Raw genomic sequence first — 19,539 nt, forward strand, 5'->3', positions numbered from 1 at the left:
GATCTCCCCGGTGTCCGGCTTGTAGCCACCGTCGTCGGCGGGATCATCACCCGCGACTTGGCGCCAGCCTCGGGGCGCCAGGACCACGCGTCTTCACGTCCGCAAACGGCTGTTCGTCGGCGAGCGTCACACCCGCTGCAGCACGTCTGCGGCCACCGCATCTCCGGCCCCACGTCTCGTGACGATCGCGATGCGCCCCTCTCGCGGGCCGGGATGGGGTTAGACAACCATGATTTCCGAAAAATAGCAAGTAGATTTTCATTATCGGAAGTGCGGGGCGCATCCACAGGAGCAGCTGATGACGTGCATCGCCTCCCACAGCGTCATTGCGAGCGCAGCGAAGCAATCCAGAGTCCCGCCCACCACCCTGGATTGCTTCGCTGCGCTCGCAATGACGCCAATTGCGGGGTGGTGCGCGAGCGCGGGATGCGCCTGATGTCGACGACGAACTGGACCTCGCCGGCCGCAGCGGATGCACGAACTCGGCGATGCTCCGGGCGGAATGGCCGATGGTGAAGACGCGGCAGACCTCGTCCGCCGTCGGAGCACTGGTTTTGAGCTGCGCGCGAGCATCGGCCAGGCCGCGATCTATGGGCGCGTCAACCGCGTCAAGGCGCTCTCCTTGTGAGCCGCGATGTGGTCGGTCTTGTCGCTCTTGATCTCGTATTGCGGCGAGTCCGGCGTGGCGTGGCGCCGGTGGCCCTTGTAGTCGAAGTCGCGCAGATGCACCGCGACGACATGTCCGCTGACGCGGCCGGCTTCCGAGTTCCAGGAGACGTGGTCTCCGATCGCGAACTTTGCCATCGCGCGCCGCCTTCATCATGGAAGTACGACCCGGCCAGAGCCGGCCGGGTCGTATTCAGATCGGCCGTCGCCGATCAGTGCAGGTGAACGAGCCAGTAACCGGCTCCGCCGATCACGATGACGGCCGGAACGGCCCACAACAACAAGACAGGCATTGTTTGTCCTCCTCTTTGGAGTTCGCTGTTCGGTGCCGGCCGAACGCGAAGGGATTAGTGCTCGGTGCAGACCTTGGTCGTCTTGACGGCGGACTCCGCCTCGACCTTGGTCTTGTAGACACCGTCGCCGACGACCGTCGTCGTGGTGGTGGTCGGCTTGCTGTCGACAATGGTGCACTTCTTCGTGGTTGCGTCGCGCACGATGTAGAATTCGGCGGCGCTTGCGGCCTGGGTGCCAAGGGCGAACGCAGCGAGAGCACTGCACAGGATCAGCTTCTTCATTGTCGTCTCCTCCAGTTGGTTGATAGTAGCTGAGCAACGGAGAAAATCTTTTGAAGTTCCGCGCGGCGCCCACGAACTGATAGTTGTCGTTCAATATGAACAGACGTTCAGCACGCGGAGCATGTAGTTACCGGCAGATGCGACTCTTCTGCCGGATTTTAGCGGTTCGGAACGGAGTTCGGAGTTGCTTCTTGGTGGGCGAATTTCACTCAAGGGGAGTCAGATGAACAAGCGCTTGTTGTTGGCCACCGCCGCGCATGCGCCCGCGGGAACACTTGCTGCTGCCGCCGGTTGAGACAGCTTCGAAACCTCCCATCAGCCGCAGAGGAGTCCGGAATGCAGGACATCAGGGAACACATGGACGTCATCGGCGCCGACGGCGTGCATGTCGGCACCGTCGACCGCGTCGAGGGCAACCGCATCAAGCTGACCCGGAAGGACAGCGGCGAGGGCAGCCACAAGGGGCATCATCACTTCATCGACAAGGGCCTCGTCGCCGACGTCGAAGGCGACAAGGTGCGGCTGTCGGCCGTCGGCGCGGTGGCGGTGACGATGGAGGAGGAGAAGTAGGGGTGCCACGCGCAGGCCGCGCAGCAGCCGCGTCGTCCGGATGAGCGCAGCGACATCCGGGGGCGCCACCGGCATTCGCGATATAGGGCGGACTACTAGCGAAGCGTCATCCGTCGCCTGGCGCCAGGCTTTGCGTTTGGATGATGAAGCGCGCTGCCCATGACTGCACCCTCTCCCCTTGCGGGAGAGGGCATGTCGGACAGTGCAACGAGCTCGGTTGGGTGAGGGGTATGCTTCGACGAGCGCTGCTCGTGGAGAGATACCCCTCACCCAACCGCGTAGGCGGATGGGCTGGTGATGCCCTCTCCCGCAAGGGGAGAGGGCGCATTCACGGGCGCCGGGCTTCTTTCCTCATCAGCTCGCGCGATGATGGTCTGATAGGTCATGCTTCGTCTGTCCCGCCCGGATCTCACTCCACCACGATGACGGCGTCGCGCAGCTCATAGCCGCTGCTCACGGGATTCACCGTCTTGGTCGGCCGCCGCTCCAGCCGCAGGCCGGGGACGCGCATGAGCTCGCCGAGGAAGATCGCGGCCTCGTGCAGCGCCACGGCGGCGCCGGGGCAGCGGTGCGGGCCATCGCCGAAGCTCATCAGGCTGGCGGAGCCCTTGGCTGGCCGCTTGCGGTCGGCGTTGAACTGGTGCGGACAGGCGCCGGCCGCGGCTTCGTCGCGGTTGGCCGCGCCGATGTCGATCTCGACCAGGCTGCGGGCCGGGATTGTCCGCGTGCCGGCATCGCTCTCGAGCGTCATCTCGCGAGCCGTGCGGCGCTTCAGCGTCGACACCACCGGCTCGAGCCGCAGCACCTCCTCGAGCATGGTGATGCGCCGCGGCTCGTCGGCCGCGAGAAAGCGGGCGCGCAGCTCATCGTCCTCGAACAGCCGCAAGCCCGCCATCACGATGAACTCGCGCGTGGTCGCCATGCCCGCGGCGCCATAGGTGAGGCATTCGGTCAGGATCTCGCGGCTGGAATAGCCCTCCGCCAGCAGATGCGAGATGACGTCCTCGCGCGGCTGAGCGCGGCGGGCGCGAATGGCGGGGCGCACGTCGAACCAATAGAAGGCGAGGGTGCGGAGCTGGCCGAAGACGGCGTTGCGCAGCGTCGCGATCGTGCCTTGGCCGACGGGCGCCGCGAAGAACCGGTTCAGCCGCGCCGCCATCGCGTCGCGCGGGCTGTTCGTCAGCCCGATGATGTCGGCGGCCACGGCGACCGCGAGCGCCAGGCTCAGATCGTCAAGCCGGGCGCGGCGCGCCTGCCGGAACTGCGCCACCAGCTCGCGGCTGGTTGTCTCCATCAGCTGGCAATAGCGCGTCGCCACCACGCGCGGCGTGAAGAACCGCGCCGTGGCGCTGCGCTGCTTCTGATGCGGCTCGCCGTCCTGATACAAGACCGGCGCGTGCTGCGATCCGATGAAGCGATGCACCAGCTCGGCGTTGAAGCCGGCCTGCCGGACATCGCCGGAGCGCAGCACCTCGCGCGCAGCGGCAAAGCTGTCGATCCGGATCACGGTCGCGCTGTCGCGTCTGTCCGGCGCGCCGGTCGATCCGCGGGGTGAAGGTGCGGTCATGCTCAATCTCGTCGGGGGCAGTGGAACTCACGATCCGCCCGATTGCATGGCGGCCGGCCCTTGAGCTAAGGCGGCCGCGACGCGGATCAATCGCTGCTCGCGCGATGATGATGAGCTTGCGGTGATCTGGAACGAATGGCCGATGATGAGGATGGGACGTCGGCGAAGCGAGCTGCGTAGCCCGGATGAGCGCAGCGACATCCGGGGTCTCCCGCGGCAGCAGTGGCGAACCCGGATGTCGCTGCGCTCATCCGGGCAACAGACTCTCCGAGCTCCGAGCGTCGCCGCTCAGCACCAGCCCTTCTTCCAATGACCAGGCGGGCAGTGATGGCCGCGCCAGCCGACCTTGCGGCCGCGGCTCCAGCCGAAGGCGCGGTGACCGCCGCGGCCCCAGCCGTGACCATGACCATGGCCATGACCGCCTCTGACCGCGATGATATCGGATGCGCTGTGATCGAGCGGGATGGGCGCCAGCGGCATCGCGCCCGCGGGCATGATCAGCGCGGTCGAAAGCGACGTGGCCAGGATGAAGAGCGCCTTGCGCATGTGACTCCTCGGGATGTTCCGATGATGAATGAAGGGGCTTTGCGGCTTGTCTGTGTCGCCAGGCGAAAGGGGCATCGAGACACGGCTCGCACCCCTTTCGCGCGCGCGCTACTTCTTGGTGGTGCTGGAGCCGGTCGTGGTGCTGCGCTGGCCGGGCGCGCTCTCCGAATGCCCGGGGCCGGCCGTCGTGTTGGTCTGATGTCCCGGCGCATACTCCGACGCACCCGGCGCCGTCGACGTCTTGCTGTTCTGCATCTGCTGACCCGGCGCATTCTTCGACGCGCCTTGCGAGCCGGTCTCCGCAGCGTACGCCGACGATGCCGCGAACAGCGCCGCAGTCAGAACGATGGCCTTTCTCATGAACGATCCTCCTCGTTGTTGAGGTGGGAGCAACAAGGATTTCTTGGCGATTGTTCCGGGTCTCCGTACTATCCCGGTGTTCCTCGCAACGCCGCCCGGATCGGATCCTCATCATGACCCGCCTGCAGCGAGCGGCGACTTCGTAAGTTGCCTCCCCGCGTCATTCCGGGGCGCGCGCAGCGCGAGCCCGGAATCCATAACCCCGAGCGGCCGTTGGTTCACGAGATGCAGGCAACGACCATCTGTGCTCACCACGCCGGCTTGTGGCTATAGATTCCGGGCTCGCGCTTTCGCGCGCCCCGGAATGACGAAGGAGAGAGAATCGCGGACTACGCGATCTCCACGACCAGCGCCGGATCGAATTCCGGGTTCTCGCGGCCGTAGCCGTGCGGATTGCAGATCACGCGGGTGGCGCCGATGCCATAATCTGACGGCGTGTGGATGTGGCCGTGGATCCACAGCGCAGGTCCCGTCGCCTGGATCAGCGCGGAGAGATTGGAGGCGAAGGCGGCGGTGGTCAGGTCACGGCGATAGCGCTCGGCAACCGAGCCCCAACCGGGGGCGTGGTGGGTGACGACGACGGTCGGGCCGTCGAACGGGGTCTCCAAAAGGCCCGTGAGCCAGGTGCGCGACGTCAGGTGCAGGCCGAGCGCCTCCCGCGGGGTGAACCGCAGCCACGGTGCGTTCTGCCAGGTGATGCAGCGATGGTCGGCCATCGCGTCCCCGCAGGCGGCCATCGCCTCCGCCTCGCTGCCGGGGCCGAAGATCGCATAGTCGGTCCACAGCGTGCAGCCGGCAAAGCGCACGCCCGCGAGCACGACCGCCTCGTTCTCCAGGAGACTCACCCCGAACCGCGCTGCCTCGGCGCGCGCCAGCTTCAGCTCCTCAGGATAGGTGCGGTGATAGAACTCATGGTTGCCCATCACCATGACGATCGGCACGTCCTCGGCCACGATTTCGCGCAGCCGCGCAAACCCGTTCACCGCCCCCTCACCAACATCGCCGGCGACGACGACCACATCGACCCCGGGCAGCGCCTCGATCGGCTTGAGGTCGGCCATGTCGGCGTGGAGATCGGAGAAGATGTGGAGGTGCATGGGGTTGTAGGCTGATGTTGATCAATGCTAGCTTTTCAGCGCTGATTGAACAACTAACGAAATAGTTCAGCCGGAGATGTTGTGCATGGAATTTTTAGAGGGTGCCAGTCTTACAACTCGGATTCGAGAGATTCTGAAAGACACGAGCCGAGCGGATATTGCTGTTGCCTATTGGGGCACGGGCGCTCTGGAACTTTTGAAAATCAATCCCAACGATCGGGGAGTTCGGATAGTATGCTGTCTCAAAGGCGGTAAGTCGGACCCAGATGTTATCGAGCAATTTAAAAAGAGGGCGCGGCAGCACGATAAACTTCATGCAAAGGTAGTCTGGACGCCAAAATCTGTCGTCGTCTCTTCAGCTAACGCATCTTCGAATGGCATGCCAGAAAGCGAACACGAGTCTCTGGGCCTTATCGAAGCGGGAATATACTCCGATAATGTCGACCTTGTTAAGAAGGTCGGGCGTTGGTTTGAGCGACTGTACTCTGATCGATCGCGTAAAATTAGTTCATCCGACTTGGCCAAGGCTGCTGCAGCCCGAAAACTTGCCATGCTGCGCAGTACGCGGCGAAAAGCTAAGAAGAAGGCCTCTGAGAATCTCTCCCTTTTAGAATATCTGAGGAGGATCTCTAATTCAGGTATAAAACCATCTGCATCGATAACAATCGTACGCGAGTTGAACTCCGCAAAAGAAGATCGTGCTGCAAGACGATATATCAAAACCCAGTCCCAGGAAATCCAGAGAAAATTGCATATAGGGCCAAAACAATTGGATAGATTGGATTGGTATACTAGTTGGCCAAACCTTCCCGCAGATACAATAATGATTGATTGCCATCTGATTGGCTCAAAGATGCGTGTTTTCGGCGTAGTGCAAACATTTCACTCGACTGCGGGAACTCCAATTGAAGTTGATGGTAGTAAACAGCTCTATCACTTTGTCCTGAATCGTGGACAAAGCGGCCCAAACTTTCGGCTGACAAAGACTGATAAGGATGCGATTAGCGCCTGCGCAAATAAGCTTTGGAAATTGAAGAAGGGTGACAATGGAGGCCGTAGCGTCCCGCTCTCGCTCGCCGCTCCTGTGCTTCTTCGCTACGCTTCGCAGCACTCTTAAATTGAGCGAGTTTTTGAGCGTTGGAGCAGCGTAGGGCGCGTCAGCGGAGCGTGACGCGCCGATCCGGTCAAGCGGCGGATTACGCTCCGCTAATCCGCCCTACGCTTGCTTCAGTTCGTCGGGGTAGATGCGGTGATAGAACTCATGGTTGCCCATCACCATGACGATCGGCACGTCCTCGGCCACGATCTCGCGCAGCCGCGCAAACCCGATCACCGCCCCCTCACCAACATCGCCGGCGACCACGACCACATCGACCCCGGGCAGCGCCGGAATCGGCTTGATGTCGGCCATGTCGGCGTGGAGATCGGAGAAGATGTGGAGGTGCATTGGGGCAGGGAGGTGGAGCCCAGGGCTCGCTGCGTAGGGCGCGTTAGCGAAGCGTAACGCGCCAACCCGGTCAAGCGGCGGATTACGCTCCGCTAGTAAGCCAGACGATCGCGACGTCTGTTAATTTGCACTGCGCTTGCTGAGTGCTTTCAATCGGAGCTGACTCATTCTGATCGACGTCCGAAGTCGATCCTCACAAAGCGGGGTGCTCAGGTGTTCCAATATCTCGGAGTGTTTCGTCAGTCCATGAGCATTGAATCCGCTGAATCCTAGCAGCTCCCCTGCGTAGATGCTCGCCCATTGTGCACAGAGAAGGGCGTGCTCACCGTCTCCACCCTTGTGAACTAGGGCGTGCCGAGAGTTTGCAATGAATTCAAGCCGAGTCTTAGTCGGAGCCGGTGGGATGAATATCGATGAGGCGCGTGCGATCGCTCGTTCCAGAGGTTCCTTTCCATCTGGTCGTGACGTTAAAAGTTCGATGCAGGTCCAAAACTTGATGAGTGCGATATCTACTTGGCGAGCACTTAGTGCTTCCTGGAATAGAGTGATTGCAGTTGAAAAACGGTCTGAAAAGTCAGTGCGTTCAATCTTTCCTATCCAGCGTTTGGTAAACGTCGAAAGTTCCTTTAGGTCTACTCGCTTCGCAGTGAAATGGAACTTAAATCGATTCGGGAAATCACTGTCACTCAGCCAACTGCCCATCTTTCTCTTCTCGTGATCCAAAAGAAATGCAGGGGAAGCAATCAGAAATTGGCCGAGAGGAACCCCTGGGATTCCCATTCGCTTACTCAGTCCGTAACCGCGAGCTGCAAGGTTTAGCAGGCCGAGAGAGAGTTGAAGGGATCTTATCCCGTCTTGAAGGGCGCTCCGCGCATGGCGCGCTTTGACAGTTACTCTAGCAAATAGAAAATCATCGTGGAACTCGGAGCGGTATGCCGCAAAAGTGCGCTCCTCCTCAAGCATCCCAAGTTGCTGTCGAGAAAGTGAGTCTTGCAGATGAATTGCGCCGTTAAGTGAATTTAATCTCTTACAAGAGTTGCTATTCTTTGGGACGTTTATCTGAGTCAGTAAAGTGTATTTTGATGCCGGTCTTGATCTAATCGCCTCAGATGCTTCTCTCAGTTTGCGGATGAATGTATTTTGATCGAACTTTCCTAGTTTGGCGCATTCGTTTATTGTGGTCCAAATTGCGTCGTCTTTTTCATGGTCAGCTAAGTTTGGAGTAAATGAAAGGCTGGCAATTACTTGGAATGTATATTCGTCAATCTCTCCGCCGGGCCAACTAATGCGGCCTTCATTATTTTCGTAGGCCTTCGAGAGCCATTTCAGCTCTTGCGATATATCTGTTTTGACTTTGATGGAAACGGACATGATGCGAGGTCTGCTGTATAGAGCAAGTCGCGTTTGCGAAGGCGTATTGCTGGAAACTGATTGAAAGAAAGGCCCGCTCGATATTCGAGCGGGCCGAAACTTGGCTATTGATGAGCTATCTCGATCGCTTTGTTCACGAGCACCCCGTCGTGCTGCCGCACGTATCGCACTTCATGCAGGTCCCGTTCCGGACCAGCGTGAAGTTGCCGCATTCCGAGCACATCTCGCCTTCGTAGCCCTTGGCCTTGGCTTCGGCGCGGCGTTCGGCCTTGGAGGCGACCTGGGTCGCGGCCGTGCCGGCCTTGCTCCATTGCAGGGCTTCGAGCTTCTCGGTGGGCGAGAGGTCGTGTTGCGCCTCCTGCTTCAGGGCGACGGCGCCTTCGATGGCGTCGCCGGCGCGGGAGCCGGAGAGGGCGGTGACGCGGCCTGACGGGCCGCCGTCATGCGGGGTGGAGACCGCCGCCGTGCTCGACGACGAGCCGCCGCGCATCACGACGAGGTTGTCGGTGCGGGAGCGGGTCAGGCCGCGCGACACATACTTTGCCGCCTGCTGGCTCGGGCCGTCCTCCGACGGCTTGCCTTCGTCGACGCCGCGGCCGAGCGCGTCGAAATTGCTCTCGGACGGATCGACATGGGCGAGGTCGAAACGCGACATGTAGCTGACGGCGAGCTCGCGGAAGACGTAGTCGAGGATCGACGTCGCGTATTTGATCGAGTCGTTGCCCTGCACGGGGCCGGCCGGCTCGAAGCGGGTGAAGGTGAAGGCGTCGACATACTCCTCCAGCGGCACGCCGTACTGGAGGCCCAGCGACACCGCAATCGCAAAGTTGTTGATGAAGGAGCGCAGCGCCGCGCCCTCCTTGTGCATGTCGATGAAGATCTCGCCGAGGCGGCCGTCATCATACTCGCCGGTGCGCAAATACACCTTGTGGCCGCCGACGACCGCCTTCTGGGTGTAGCCCTTGCGGCGATCCGGCATCTTCTCGCGCTCGCGCATCACCACGATGCGCTCGACCAGCTTCTCGACGATCTTCTCCGAGACCTGGGTGGCACGCGCGGCCATCGGCTTCTCGTAGAAGGACTCGACCGCATCGTCTTCGTCCTCATCGTCCGAGATGAGCTGCGAGTTGAGCGGTTGCGACAGTTTCGAGCCGTCGCGGTAGAGCGCGTTGGCCTTCAGAGCGAGCTTCCAGGAGAGGAGATACGCCGCCTTGCAGTCCTCGACCGTGGCGTCGTTCGGCATGTTGATGGTTTTCGAGATCGCGCCCGAGATGAACGGCTGCGCCGCCGCCATCATGCGGATGTGGCTCTCGACCGAGAGATAGCGCTTGCCGATCTTGCCGCAGGGATTGGCGCAATCGAACACCGCATAATGCTCGGCCTTGAGATGCGGGGCGCCCTCGACCGTCATCGCGCCGCAGATGTGCACGTTGGCAGCCTCGATCTCGCGCTTGGTGAAGCCGATCGCGGCGAGCAGCTCGAAGGTCGGGGAGGCCAGCGCGTCCGCCGAGACGCCGAGCTGCCTGGTGATGAAGTCCTCGCCGAGCGTCCACTTGTTGAACACGAACTTGATGTCGAACGCGGTCGGCAGCGCCTTCTCGACCTTGGCGATGGCCTCGTCGGTGAAGCCCTTGGCCTTCAGGGTCGAGGCGTTGATGCCGGGCGCGTTGGACAGCGAACCGTGACCGACAGCGTAGGCCTCGATCTCGGCGATCTCGCTCTCGCGATAGCCGAGCGCGCGCAACGCCTCCGGCACGGCGCGGTTGATGATCTTGAAGTAGCCGCCGCCGGCCAGCTTCTTGAACTTCACCAGCGCAAAGTCGGGCTCGATGCCGGTGGTGTCGCAATCCATGACCAGGCCGATGGTGCCGGTGGGGGCGACCACGGTGACCTGGGCGTTGCGATAGCCGTTGGTCTCGCCGAGCGCGAGCGCGTCGTCCCAGGCCTGGATGGCGTGGCTGACGAGCGAGACCTGCGGGCAGTGGGCGTGGTCGAGCGGCACCGGGTTGACCGAGAGCGCCTCATAGCCGGTCGCCTCGCCGCGTGCCGCGCGGCGATGGTTCTTGATGACGCGCAGCATGTGCGCGGCGTTCTTCTTGTAGCCGGGGAAGGGGCCGAGCTCGCCGGCCATCTCCGCCGAGGTCTTGTAGGCGATGCCGGTCATGATTGCCGAGAGTGCGCCGCACAGCGCGCGGCCTTCCTTCGAGTCGTAGGACAGGCCCATGGTCATCAAGAGGCCGCCGATATTGGCGTAGCCGAGGCCGAGCGTGCGGAACTCGTAGGAGAGTTCGGCGATCGCCTTGGACGGGAACTGCGCCATCAGCACGGAGATTTCGAGCACGATGGTCCAGAGCCGGCAGAGATGCTCGTAAGCGCCGACGTCGAAGTGCTTGGTGGACGTGTTGTAGAACGTCAGCAGATTGGCCGAGGCCAGGTTGCAGGCGGTGTCGTCCAGGAACATGTATTCCGAGCACGGATTGGACGCGCGGATGTCGCCGGACGCCTTGCAGGTGTGCCAGTCGTTCATCGTGGTGTTGAAGTGCAGGCCGGGATCGGCCGAGGCCCAGGCGGCGTGGCCGATCTTCTCCCAGAGGTCGCGCGCCTTGAGCGTCTTGACGATTTTCTTGTTGGTGCGGCCGACGAGATTCCAGTCGCCGTCGGTCTCGACGGCGCGGAGGAAGTCGTCCTTCAGCGACACAGAGTTGTTCGAGTTCTGGCCGGACACCGTGAGGTAGGCTTCCGAATCCCAGTCCGTGTCGTAGATCGGGAAGTCGATGTCCTTGTAGCCCTGCCTGGCGAACTGGATGACCCGCTTGATGTAGTTGTCGGGCACCAGCGCGCGGCGCGCCAGCTTGATCTCGCGGCGGAGCGCCGGGTTCTTCTCGGGATCGAAGCAGTCGTCGCCGGAGCCCTCGCAATTGACGCAGGCCTTCATCACGGCCTTCAAGTGCTTCTGGTTGATCTTGGAGCCGGTGACGAGAGCTGCGACCTTCTGCTCCTCCTTCACCTTCCAGTCGATATAGGCCTCGATGTCCGGATGGTCGGCGTCGACCACCACCATCTTGGCGGCGCGGCGGGTGGTGCCGCCCGACTTGATCGCGCCCGCGGCGCGGTCGCCGATCTTGAGGAAGCTCATCAGGCCGGACGAGCGGCCGCCGCCCGACAGCTTCTCGCCTTCGCCGCGCAGCCGCGAGAAGTTGGAGCCGGTGCCGGAGCCGTATTTGAACAGGCGCGCCTCGCGCACCCAGAGGTCCATGATGCCGCCGTCATTGACGAGGTCGTCCTCGACGCCCTGGATGAAGCAGGCGTGCGGCTGCGGGTGCTCGTAGGACGATTTCGACTTGGTCAGCTTGCCGGTCTTGTAGTCGACGTAATAATGGCCCTGGCCGGGGCCGTCGATGCCATAGGCCCAGTGCAGGCCGGTGTTGAACCATTGCGGCGAGTTCGGCGCGACCATCTGCTTGGCGAGCATGAAGCGCAGCTCGTCGTAGAACGCCACCGCGTCCTCCTCCGACGAGAAGTAGTTGCCCTTCCAGCCCCAATAGGTCCAGCAGCCGGCCAGGCGGTCGAATACCTGCTTGGCGGAGCGCTCGCTGCCATAGCGCTCGTTCTCAGGGAGAGCGGCCAGCGCCTCGGTGTCGGGCACCGAGCGCCACAGCCAGGACGGCACGCTCTCTTCCTCGACCTTCTTCAGGCGCGCGGCGACGCCCGCTTTCCGGAAATATTTCTGCGCCAGCACGTCGGAGGCGACCTGCGACCAGAACTCGGGCACCTCGACATTCTCGAGCCGGAACACCACCGAGCCGTCCGGATTCCTGATCTCGGACGTGGTCAGGCGGAAGTCGATCCCTTGATAGGCCGACTGCCCTTCGGTGGTGTTGCGCCGTTCAATCCGCATCGCGAGCCCCAATTGTTCTTGCCGGACCGCGTTTGGCGGCCGGGATCATTGCATCCAAAGGCGGAGGCTTGCGAGTCCCATTCCCCGGGACCCCGTGCCGCCGCAGTTCAACCGGTTGCCCGGTCCCGTCTCTCTTCAACGCCTCACGCGTGCCGTCCGGCTCCATCGCCGCTGCAAGACAGCCCCCACATCTAGTGGGGGCCTTCGCAGCCCCGTCGTCGCGACCACCCCGCCGCGGGACAGACGACGAGCCGCACGCCGGGCCTTCTGGCCTTCTGGCGCGGTCGTCCTCGAAACCCTTCTGGGAGCGGCCGGCGAAACTTAAAACACGATCAAGCGCCGAACCGGGCCGGAAGCTAGGACGACTCCGCTTCCCCCGTCAAGGACTAGTGGGGGTTCCCTAACCAAACACTAAATATGGGGGAAAGCGGGGGATAACCAGGGCGCGTGCCGGTATCGTGATGGCCGTAACTATCGGCGAGTCCTGACGGATTCGAAACCGAAAAAATTTGCTCCAGGCGCCATCCACAGCGCTTCGCCCCGCTGTTCACAGGGGCAAATTTATTCGCGTGCGAACGGTGTGTTTTGCTTGCATCAGCGGGACTCACGGGCGGCTACGGGACGGCAGCGGGGCAGGCATGCCCTACAATCCCTGGTGTGATGCCGAAAACGCCGGCAGTCTGGCCCTCCCACAGACGGCGCCGGTGATTCCATGACAGACAAGCCAACGGCCAGCGGGCGGATCACGCCCGCCGGGCTGATGTTCCTCGCCATCACCTCGCTCGGCTGGGGCTTCAACTGGCCGGTGACCAAGCATCTGGTCGGCGTGCTGCCGCCGCTGACCTTGCGCGGCACCACCGGCGTGGTCGGGGCGCTGCTGCTGGCCTTGCTCGCGGTGGTCCGCAGCCAGAGCTTGGCGGTGCCGCGCGAGATCTGGCCGCGGCTGATCCTCGCGGGGATGCTCAACGTCACCGCCTGGATGGTGCTGATGGGGCTGGCGCTGTTGTGGCTGCCGGCCGGCGAGGCGGCGCTGATCGCCTATACGATGCCGGTCTGGGCCTCGCTGCTGGCCTGGCCGATCCTCGGCGAGCGGCCGACGTGGCTTCGCGTGCTGGCGCTGGTGCTGGCCTTCGCAGGCCTCGCCGCGATCATGGGCAGCAACGGGCTGAATGCCAGCCGCGACAAGCTGCCGGGCATCCTGATGGTGCTGGGCGGCGCGTTCGGCTTCGCACTCGGCACGGTCATGGCCAAGAAGCTGCCGATCAAGCTGCCGCCGCTGTCGGCCGCGGCCTGGCAGATCGGCATCGGCTGCGTGCCGATCGTGATTGTCGGCTTCGCGCTCGAGCATTCCGACTGGACGAAGCTCGACCAGCTCGACTGGGCGCTGATGTTCTATTCCACCGTGATCCAGTTCTGCGTCGCCTATGTCGCCTGGTTCGCGGCGCTGTCGCGGCTGCCCGCGTCAGTGGCGGCGATCGGCACCATGGCGGTGCCCGTCATCGGCGTCGTCGCCTCGGCGATCGCGCTGCGCGAGCCGCTCGGAGCAGGGCAGATCGCCGCGCTCGCCTTCACGCTTGGGGCGGTGGCCTTGGCGACACGGGGCTAGCCGGAGCCGTCAACCGTGGGGCCGTCGAGCGCGCGGCGCACCATCTGCGCCAGCTCGGCGCGGCGATAGGGTTTGGTCAGCAGCAGCGTGTCGGGCAGCAGCTGGCGATTCTCGATGATCGCATTGTCGGTGTAGCCGGAGGTGTAGAGCACCCGGAGCGACGGGCGCGTCGCCATGATCGTCTCCGCGAGCTGCCGGCCGCTGACGCCGCCCGGCATGATGACGTCGGTGAACAGCAGGTCGAACCGCTGGTCCTGCCCGACCAGGGCCAGCGCTTCCGCTGCATGCGAGGCGACGAGCGTGGCATAGCCGAGCCCCTGCAGCTGGGCGAGCACGAAGTCGCGCACCAGCGGATCGTCCTCCACCACGAGGATCGTCTCGCTGCCGCGCGGCAGCACCTGCTCGTGCTCGGGCTCCGCCGGTTGCATCACATGGGCCGCCGGGAGATAGAGCCGGATCGTGGTCCCGCTGTTCTCTTCGCTGTAGAGCTTGATGTGGCCGCCTGACTGTTTGACGAAGCCATACACCATGCTGAGCCCGAGGCCGGAGCCTTTGCCCGCCTCTTTTGTGGTGAAGAACGGCTCGAACGCGCGGTTCTTGACCTCCGCAGGCATGCCGGTGCCGGTGTCGCTGACCGCGACCATGACATAGGCGCCGGGCACGACGCCTGGGTTGGCCGCCGCATAGGCCTCGTCGAGCGTCGTCTTGGTGGTTTCGAGCAGCAGCTTGCCGCCATCCGGCATCGCATCGCGCGCATTGATTGCCAGGTTCACCAGCGCGTTTGCCAGCTGGGCGGAATCGATGTAGGCGATCAGATCGCCCTCGCCGAGAATGCTCCGGATCTCGACCTGCTCGCCCAGCGTCGGCCGCAGCAGCTTGGCGATGTCCTCCACTGTGGCGTTGACGTCGATGTCGCGCGGGCGCAGCGGCTGCTTGCGGGCAAAGGCGAGCAGATGCCGGATCAGCTCGGTGCAGCGGTCGGTGGCTCTGCTGATCAGCACGGCGAGCTCGGCCGCGGCGGGCCGGTCGTGGACGGTGTCGATCAGCATTTCGATCGAGCCGGTGATGATGGTCAGCATGTTGTTGAAATCGTGCGCCACGCCGCCGGTCAGCTTGCCGATGGCGTCGAGCTTCTGCGCCTGCTGCAGCAGCCGCTCGATCTCGTGCACCTCGGTGACGTCGTGATAGACCAGCGCCGCGCCGCTGATGGCGCCATCGGAATTGCGCAGCGGCCGTCCGCTGACCATCAGGCGGAACTGCGGCCGACCATCGGTCGGCTTGACCACGACCTCGCGGCGATCGAAGGAGAGCCCGCGCAGCGCACGAGCGATCGGCAGATCCTCGTCGCCAATGCGGCTGATGGCGTCGTTCTCGTAGAATCGGTTCGCCTCCAGCATTTCCGCGAAGGTCTTGCCGACGTCCGTTCCCAGGAAATGGCCGACCGCCGAATTCGACAGCATGATCGTGCCCCTGGGATCGACCACCAGCACCCCCTCAGCCATGCTGTTGAAGGTGGTTTCCAGAATGGCCGAGGAGCGGCGCAGTTCGTCATAGGCGGCGGCCAGGTCGCCGCGCTGCTGCAGCGCCTGCGCCTCCAGCGACGTGGCCGTCGCCTGCGACCGGCTGAGCGAGGACCGCAGCGCCCGGTCGGACTGATAGGCGCGCCGGACGAGGTAAGCGGCAATCACCATCAGCATGCCGACGCCTGCGAGATCGATCGCCAGCAGCCATGTTCCCGTCCGCCGGGAGGTGGCGGTGCGCACCGCCAGCAGCCGGCGCTCTTCCTCGGTGAACGAGTCGAGGACCCCGTTGATCGTCGCCATCGTCGCCGGACCGGCCGCGCTCGCCATCAGCGCCTGGAGCCCGGCGCGATCGTTGGCGGCATTTCGGCGAATGAGCTCGCCGGCGAGCGCGACCCGCCGCTGCACGTCTTCGTCAATTGCACGCAGCCGGGCGCTCTGCGCCGGATTGTCCTGCACGAGCTGAACGAGATCGGCCCAGGCGGCCGGGATCCTGCTCCTGCTGTCCTCGAACTCGGTGACGAAGCGATCGGCGCCCGACAAGGCGAAGCCGCGCGATGCCGCTTCGGCCTGGCGTAGCAGCACGCGCAGCTCCGAGGACGTCTCCAGGACCTGCAGCGTATGCTCGACCCAGGTGGTGTCGCTCCGTGCCTTGATGTCCAGGGCGGTCGAGGCTGCGCCGATCGCCAGCAGAGTTCCAAAACCGAGTCCGATCGCCACACGCCGGCGGATCATGCTCAGGTTCCAATCGCGCCGGGTGCGCCTGGTCGCTCAAACAACATCGTGATTGGAAATGTTTCTGGATTGCACGGGTCAGGTTTGATGGGGGACTTGAGTGGAGTCGGGATCGAGAGTGCAGGTTGATAAGAGAGTGTGAGTTGGAAAATACAACTACTTATATGCGTGGGGGAACGTCCTGCCAATTCTCCTGCGTAGGTTCCATGGGGATGAGCGCGCTTCTTGAACGGGGGCGCGAGTTCCCAATCGCTGAGCAGAAGAGGAGGGGACGTTAGTTCGCCATGACGCGGCCGCTCGCCGAGACCTCGTCGGGGGAAGCCCCACTCTGCAAGGCCAGGCGCACCATCTGGGCCAGTTCCGACTTGCGATAGGGCTTGGTGAGCAGCAGAGCGGCCTGATCGATGCGGCCGTGCTCGACCATCGCATTGTCGGTGTAGCCGGAGGTGTACAGCACCCGCGTACCGGGCCGCAGCCGCAGCGCTTCCTCGGCGAGCTCCTTGCCGTTGATGCCGCCGGGCATGATCACGTCGGTGAACAGCAGATCGAACGACTGGCCGGATTCGATCTTGGCCAGCGCCTCGACGCCCGTGGATGCGGTAATGGTCTTGTAGCCCAGGCTCTGCAGCTGGGCGACGACGAAGTCCTGCACCAGCAGGTCGTCCTCGACGATGAAGATCGTCTCCTCGCCACGCGGCGGCGGCGGCTCCGGCATAGCCGGAGTTGCCATCTGTCCCTTGGGGGCCGGGACGTACAGGCGGATGGTCGTGCCCCGGCCTTCCTCGCTGTAGATCTTGATGTGACCGCCGGACTGCTTGACGAAGCCGTAGACCATGCTGAGCCCCAGGCCCGAGCCTTTGCCGGCTTCCTTGGTGGTGAAGAACGGCTCGAACGCGCGGTCACGCACCTCGGGCGACATGCCGGTGCCGGTGTCGCTGACGGCGACCATGATATAGGAGCCCGGCGTGACTCCGGCATTGGCCACCGCATAGGCGTCGTCGAGCTCGATCCGGCGGGATTCCAGCAGCAGCTTGCCGCCATTGGGCATCGCATCGCGGGCGTTGATCGCCATGTTGACGAGCGAGTTGGCGAGCTGCGCCGAGTCGATGTGGGCGATCAGCGTCTCCTCCTCGAGGATCGAGTTGATCTCGATCTGCTCGCCGAGTGTCGGGCGCAACAGCTTGGCAATGTCGAGGATGGTGCTGTTGACGTCGCTGTCGCGCGGATGCAGCGGCTGCTTGCGGGCAAAGGCGAGGAGATGCCGGATCAGCTCGGTGCAGCGGTCGGCGGCCTGGCCGATCAGCGCGGCGGTGGCTGCCGCGGCAGGACGGTCTCTGACTTCGTCGGCCAGCGTCTCGATCGTGCCGGTGATGATCGTCAGCATGTTGTTGAAGTCGTGCGCGACGCCGCCGGTGAGCTTGCCGATGGCATCGAGCTTCTGCGCCTGCTGCAGCAGGCGTTCGGTCTCATGGGCCACGGTGATGTCGTGATACACCATCGCCGCGCCGGTGATCCGTCCCGCGCCGTCACGCAGCGGACGGCCGCTGATCATGAGGCGCAGCGTCTCGTCGCGGTCGGGCTGATAGATGATGAGCTCGCGGCGGTCGAATGACTCGCCTCGCAGCGCCCGCGGCGTCGGCAAATCATGCGGCGCGACCGGCGTCATGCCGTCGCTCTCGTAGACGCGAAGGCGAGACCGCACCTCCGAAAGGTTCCTTCCGGGACGGTAGCCGAGCAGGCGTTCGACGGCGGGATTGGAGAATACGACCGTATCGGCAGCGTCGATCACCAGCACGCCTTCGGCCATGCTGTTGAACGTATTTTGCAGGATCTCAGCGGAGTGGCGCAGCTTCTCATGGGCCTCGACCAGATCGAGATGCTGTCTCTCCGCCCGCTCAGCCAGCGAGACCGCCTCGGCCTCTGAGCGGATCAGGGAACTGCGCAACGCCCGGTCCTCGAGATAGGCGCGGCGGATGAGGTAGCCGGCGATGAGCAGGAGCAGCGCAAGCCCGCACAGATCGATCGTGAGCAGCAGGGATCCCGTGGTCTTCGACGTGATCGAGCGCTGCGCCAGCAGGCCGCGCTGATCGGCGACGAAGCGGTCGAGATTGGCGGAGATCGTGTTCATGGTCGCCGGGCCTTCGCCGCGGCTGCCGAGTGCCTGGAGCCCAGCGGTATCGGCCGCCGCGCGCAGCCGGACCAGTTCCGCCGCGATGTCGATCCTGCGGCGGATCAGCGCCGCTGTCTCCCCGAGAAGCTGCGTCGGCATCGGGCTGTCGGCGACGGCGCGCTGCAGATCGGCGAGCGCGGGCGGGATCTTGGCGCTGACCTCGTCGAACTCGGTCCGGAACGCGGGGGCGCTTGTCAGCGCGAAGCCGCGCGAGGTGGCTTCGGCCTCGCTTAGCAGCAGCCGCAGATCGGAGGTTTTCTGCAGGATGTTCAGCGACGACGTCACCCACGCCGCATCGTTGCGCGACTTGACGTCGAGCGCCGCGGACGCCGCGCCGATCGCAAGCAGCGTTCCAAGACCGAGCCCCAAGGCAAGGCGCTGACGAATCATCCGCGTTTCTCAATCATTCAGGCGTGCCGCCGGCTGCCGGCAGATCACCGCGACCAGCCCTATGCATCCGGCGGCCGGTGCAGCTGCGTCGAAGGAACTGATGATATGTCGCAAGGCGCGCCTCCTTGTTCGAATTTTCTGGCGCGTTCGAGAGCGGCAGGCGCAAACAGCGGTTCGCAGCGTTTCTGCATTGCGCTGTTGTGCGCGATCCGGGGTCGTCAGCACATTGGTTCCATCAACAAAGTCAGTCCGGGCTGTCTTCAGCGTGCCGAAACAGAATCAGAAGTCGATTTGATATTGGACCGGAACGCGGAAGACATCTGCACGCCGCGTGGCACATTGTTCAAATTTCGCCGAATTTCGGCCTGCATCGTGGCGGATCGGACACAGAACAAACAACAATGTGGCAAGAAAACAAGTATGAGGCGACGAGACATGTGTCTCGTCGCCTCAATGTTCGTGTCACGGACTAAATACGATCAGCCCTCAGGGGCAGGGATGACGAATGCCGTCATAGCCCAGATAGGTACCTGATGCCGGATCGTAGGAGCGATAGCGCCGGGCGCAGTAGCTCGGATCGACGCCTTCGGTTCCAACAACAGCGACCGGAGCCGAGTCATCGTAGTAGGAGTAGTCGTTGTAGTAGTCCGGGCCGTAATAATACGGGTCATTGTAGTAGGCATAGCTGCTGCCGAGGCCGATGCCGACACCAACGCCGACGCCGGGCCAGAAGCCGCCGCCCCGGTGATGCCAGCCGTGGTGGCCGCCGCGCCAGCCGCCGCCGCTCCAGTTCCCGCCGCCGCCGGTCCAGTTGCCGCCTCCACCGCCATTGTTGATGGCGACGTTGGCGCCGGCACCCGGTCCGCGACCGGCGAATGACGCTCCGCCGCCACCCATCGGGCCACGACCGGCGAAGGTTGCGCTGCCGCCGCCCATCGGACCGCGTCCAGCGAAGCTGGCGCCGCCGCCCGGGCCCGGGCCGCTGATGTGGCCGCCGCCCATGCCGCCACCGATCGCCGCA

Annotated in this window: 15 protein-coding genes; 3 read left to right on the forward strand and 12 right to left on the reverse strand. The window is 63.7% G+C overall.

What is annotated here, in order from left to right; translation table 11 throughout:
• Positions 1–588 precede the first annotated feature (588 nt).
• Both BRAO375_RS19205 and BRAO375_RS19210 read right to left on the reverse strand, forming a co-directional pair.
• A complete protein-coding gene (locus BRAO375_RS19205) occupies positions 589–804 on the reverse strand; it encodes a hypervirulence associated TUDOR domain-containing protein (RefSeq protein ID WP_009029115.1) in 216 nt (71 codons plus the stop codon).
• Positions 805–1,013: 209 nt separating this feature from the next.
• Positions 1,014–1,241, reverse strand: a complete 228-nt coding sequence (locus tag BRAO375_RS19210) for a hypothetical protein (RefSeq protein WP_009029116.1) — start codon at positions 1,239–1,241, stop codon at positions 1,014–1,016.
• 336 nt (positions 1,242–1,577) lie between these two features.
• On the opposite strand from BRAO375_RS19210, the gene BRAO375_RS19215 reads away from it, so the two are divergent.
• Positions 1,578–1,811, forward strand: a complete 234-nt coding sequence (locus BRAO375_RS19215) for a DUF2171 domain-containing protein (protein ID WP_009029117.1) — start codon at positions 1,578–1,580, stop codon at positions 1,809–1,811.
• 409 nt (positions 1,812–2,220) lie between these two features.
• On the opposite strand, the gene BRAO375_RS19220 is transcribed toward BRAO375_RS19215, so the two are convergent.
• The 4 genes from BRAO375_RS19220 to BRAO375_RS19235 form a co-directional block, all read right to left on the reverse strand.
• On the reverse strand, positions 2,221–3,378 hold the full coding sequence (locus BRAO375_RS19220; RefSeq protein ID WP_009029118.1) for a cytochrome P450: 1,158 nt from the start codon (positions 3,376–3,378) through the stop codon (positions 2,221–2,223).
• Between the two features lie 288 nt (positions 3,379–3,666).
• Complete coding sequence (locus tag BRAO375_RS19225; protein ID WP_009029119.1) at positions 3,667–3,924, reverse strand: hypothetical protein; 258 nt, start codon at positions 3,922–3,924, stop codon at positions 3,667–3,669.
• Positions 3,925–4,032: 108 nt separating this feature from the next.
• Complete coding sequence (locus BRAO375_RS19230; RefSeq protein WP_009029121.1) at positions 4,033–4,284, reverse strand: hypothetical protein; 252 nt, start codon at positions 4,282–4,284, stop codon at positions 4,033–4,035.
• Positions 4,285–4,613: 329 nt separating this feature from the next.
• Positions 4,614–5,381, reverse strand: coding sequence for a metallophosphoesterase (locus BRAO375_RS19235; RefSeq protein WP_009029122.1), 768 nt, complete (start codon positions 5,379–5,381; stop codon positions 4,614–4,616).
• 85 nt (positions 5,382–5,466) lie between these two features.
• Between BRAO375_RS19235 and BRAO375_RS37495 the strand changes: the two genes are divergently transcribed.
• Positions 5,467–6,498, forward strand: a complete 1,032-nt coding sequence (locus tag BRAO375_RS37495) for a phospholipase D family protein (protein WP_139031419.1) — start codon at positions 5,467–5,469, stop codon at positions 6,496–6,498.
• A 99-nt stretch (positions 6,499–6,597) separates the two neighbouring features.
• Here the strand turns inward: BRAO375_RS37495 and BRAO375_RS19240 are convergent, their stop codons facing one another.
• From BRAO375_RS19240 to BRAO375_RS19245, 3 genes are all read right to left on the reverse strand, one after another.
• Positions 6,598–6,828 carry a metallophosphoesterase gene (locus BRAO375_RS19240; RefSeq protein WP_009029123.1) on the reverse strand — a complete coding sequence of 77 codons (231 nt, stop codon included), beginning with the start codon at positions 6,826–6,828 and terminating at the stop codon, positions 6,598–6,600.
• 120 nt (positions 6,829–6,948) lie between these two features.
• Positions 6,949–8,199, reverse strand: coding sequence for a hypothetical protein (locus BRAO375_RS37500; protein ID WP_009029124.1), 1,251 nt, complete (start codon positions 8,197–8,199; stop codon positions 6,949–6,951).
• Between the two features lie 133 nt (positions 8,200–8,332).
• Positions 8,333–12,097, reverse strand: a complete 3,765-nt coding sequence (locus tag BRAO375_RS19245; RefSeq protein ID WP_009029125.1) for a vitamin B12-dependent ribonucleotide reductase — start codon at positions 12,095–12,097, stop codon at positions 8,333–8,335.
• Positions 12,098–12,809: 712 nt separating this feature from the next.
• Here BRAO375_RS19245 and BRAO375_RS19250 point away from each other — a divergent pair.
• Positions 12,810–13,703: a DMT family transporter gene (locus tag BRAO375_RS19250; RefSeq protein ID WP_009029126.1), complete on the forward strand. Its 894-nt coding sequence runs from the start codon at positions 12,810–12,812 to the stop codon at positions 13,701–13,703.
• Here the strand turns inward: BRAO375_RS19250 and BRAO375_RS19255 are convergent.
• The 3 genes from BRAO375_RS19255 to BRAO375_RS19265 all read right to left on the reverse strand — a co-directional run.
• Complete coding sequence (locus BRAO375_RS19255; protein WP_009029127.1) at positions 13,700–15,958, reverse strand: CHASE3 domain-containing protein; 2,259 nt, start codon at positions 15,956–15,958, stop codon at positions 13,700–13,702. The two genes, BRAO375_RS19250 and BRAO375_RS19255, sit on opposite strands and share 4 nt — an antisense overlap.
• 274 nt (positions 15,959–16,232) lie before the next feature.
• Positions 16,233–18,518, reverse strand: coding sequence for a CHASE3 domain-containing protein (locus BRAO375_RS19260; protein ID WP_009029128.1), 2,286 nt, complete (start codon positions 18,516–18,518; stop codon positions 16,233–16,235).
• Positions 18,519–19,004: 486 nt separating this feature from the next.
• A partial coding sequence (locus BRAO375_RS19265; RefSeq protein ID WP_035641208.1) for a BA14K family protein occupies positions 19,005–19,539 on the reverse strand: 535 nt, incomplete at its 5' end.

Origin of the sequence: Bradyrhizobium sp. ORS 375, from assembly GCF_000239775.1 — a bacterium.
GTDB lineage: Bacteria > Pseudomonadota > Alphaproteobacteria > Rhizobiales > Xanthobacteraceae > Bradyrhizobium.

Bases quoted from the DNA above. Each gene is read 5' to 3' on its own strand.
- BRAO375_RS19230 (WP_009029121.1), bottom strand. From the start codon at position 4,284: ATGAGAAAGGCCATCGTTCTGACTGCGGCGCTGTTCGCGGCATCGTCG.
- BRAO375_RS19245 (WP_009029125.1), bottom strand. From the start codon at position 12,097: ATGCGGATTGAACGGCGCAACACCACCGAAGGGCAGTCGGCCTATCAA.
- BRAO375_RS19225 (WP_009029119.1), bottom strand. From the start codon at position 3,924: ATGCGCAAGGCGCTCTTCATCCTGGCCACGTCGCTTTCGACCGCGCTG.
- BRAO375_RS37495 (WP_139031419.1), top strand. From the start codon at position 5,467: ATGGAATTTTTAGAGGGTGCCAGTCTTACAACTCGGATTCGAGAGATT.
- BRAO375_RS19215 (WP_009029117.1), top strand. From the start codon at position 1,578: ATGCAGGACATCAGGGAACACATGGACGTCATCGGCGCCGACGGCGTG.
- BRAO375_RS19235 (WP_009029122.1), bottom strand. From the start codon at position 5,381: ATGCACCTCCACATCTTCTCCGATCTCCACGCCGACATGGCCGACCTC.
- BRAO375_RS19255 (WP_009029127.1), bottom strand. From the start codon at position 15,958: ATGATCCGCCGGCGTGTGGCGATCGGACTCGGTTTTGGAACTCTGCTG.
- BRAO375_RS19205 (WP_009029115.1), bottom strand. From the start codon at position 804: ATGGCAAAGTTCGCGATCGGAGACCACGTCTCCTGGAACTCGGAAGCC.
- BRAO375_RS19260 (WP_009029128.1), bottom strand. From the start codon at position 18,518: ATGATTCGTCAGCGCCTTGCCTTGGGGCTCGGTCTTGGAACGCTGCTT.
- BRAO375_RS19250 (WP_009029126.1), top strand. From the start codon at position 12,810: ATGACAGACAAGCCAACGGCCAGCGGGCGGATCACGCCCGCCGGGCTG.
- BRAO375_RS19210 (WP_009029116.1), bottom strand. From the start codon at position 1,241: ATGAAGAAGCTGATCCTGTGCAGTGCTCTCGCTGCGTTCGCCCTTGGC.
- BRAO375_RS37500 (WP_009029124.1), bottom strand. From the start codon at position 8,199: ATGTCCGTTTCCATCAAAGTCAAAACAGATATATCGCAAGAGCTGAAA.
- BRAO375_RS19240 (WP_009029123.1), bottom strand. From the start codon at position 6,828: ATGCACCTCCACATCTTCTCCGATCTCCACGCCGACATGGCCGACATC.
- BRAO375_RS19220 (WP_009029118.1), bottom strand. From the start codon at position 3,378: ATGACCGCACCTTCACCCCGCGGATCGACCGGCGCGCCGGACAGACGC.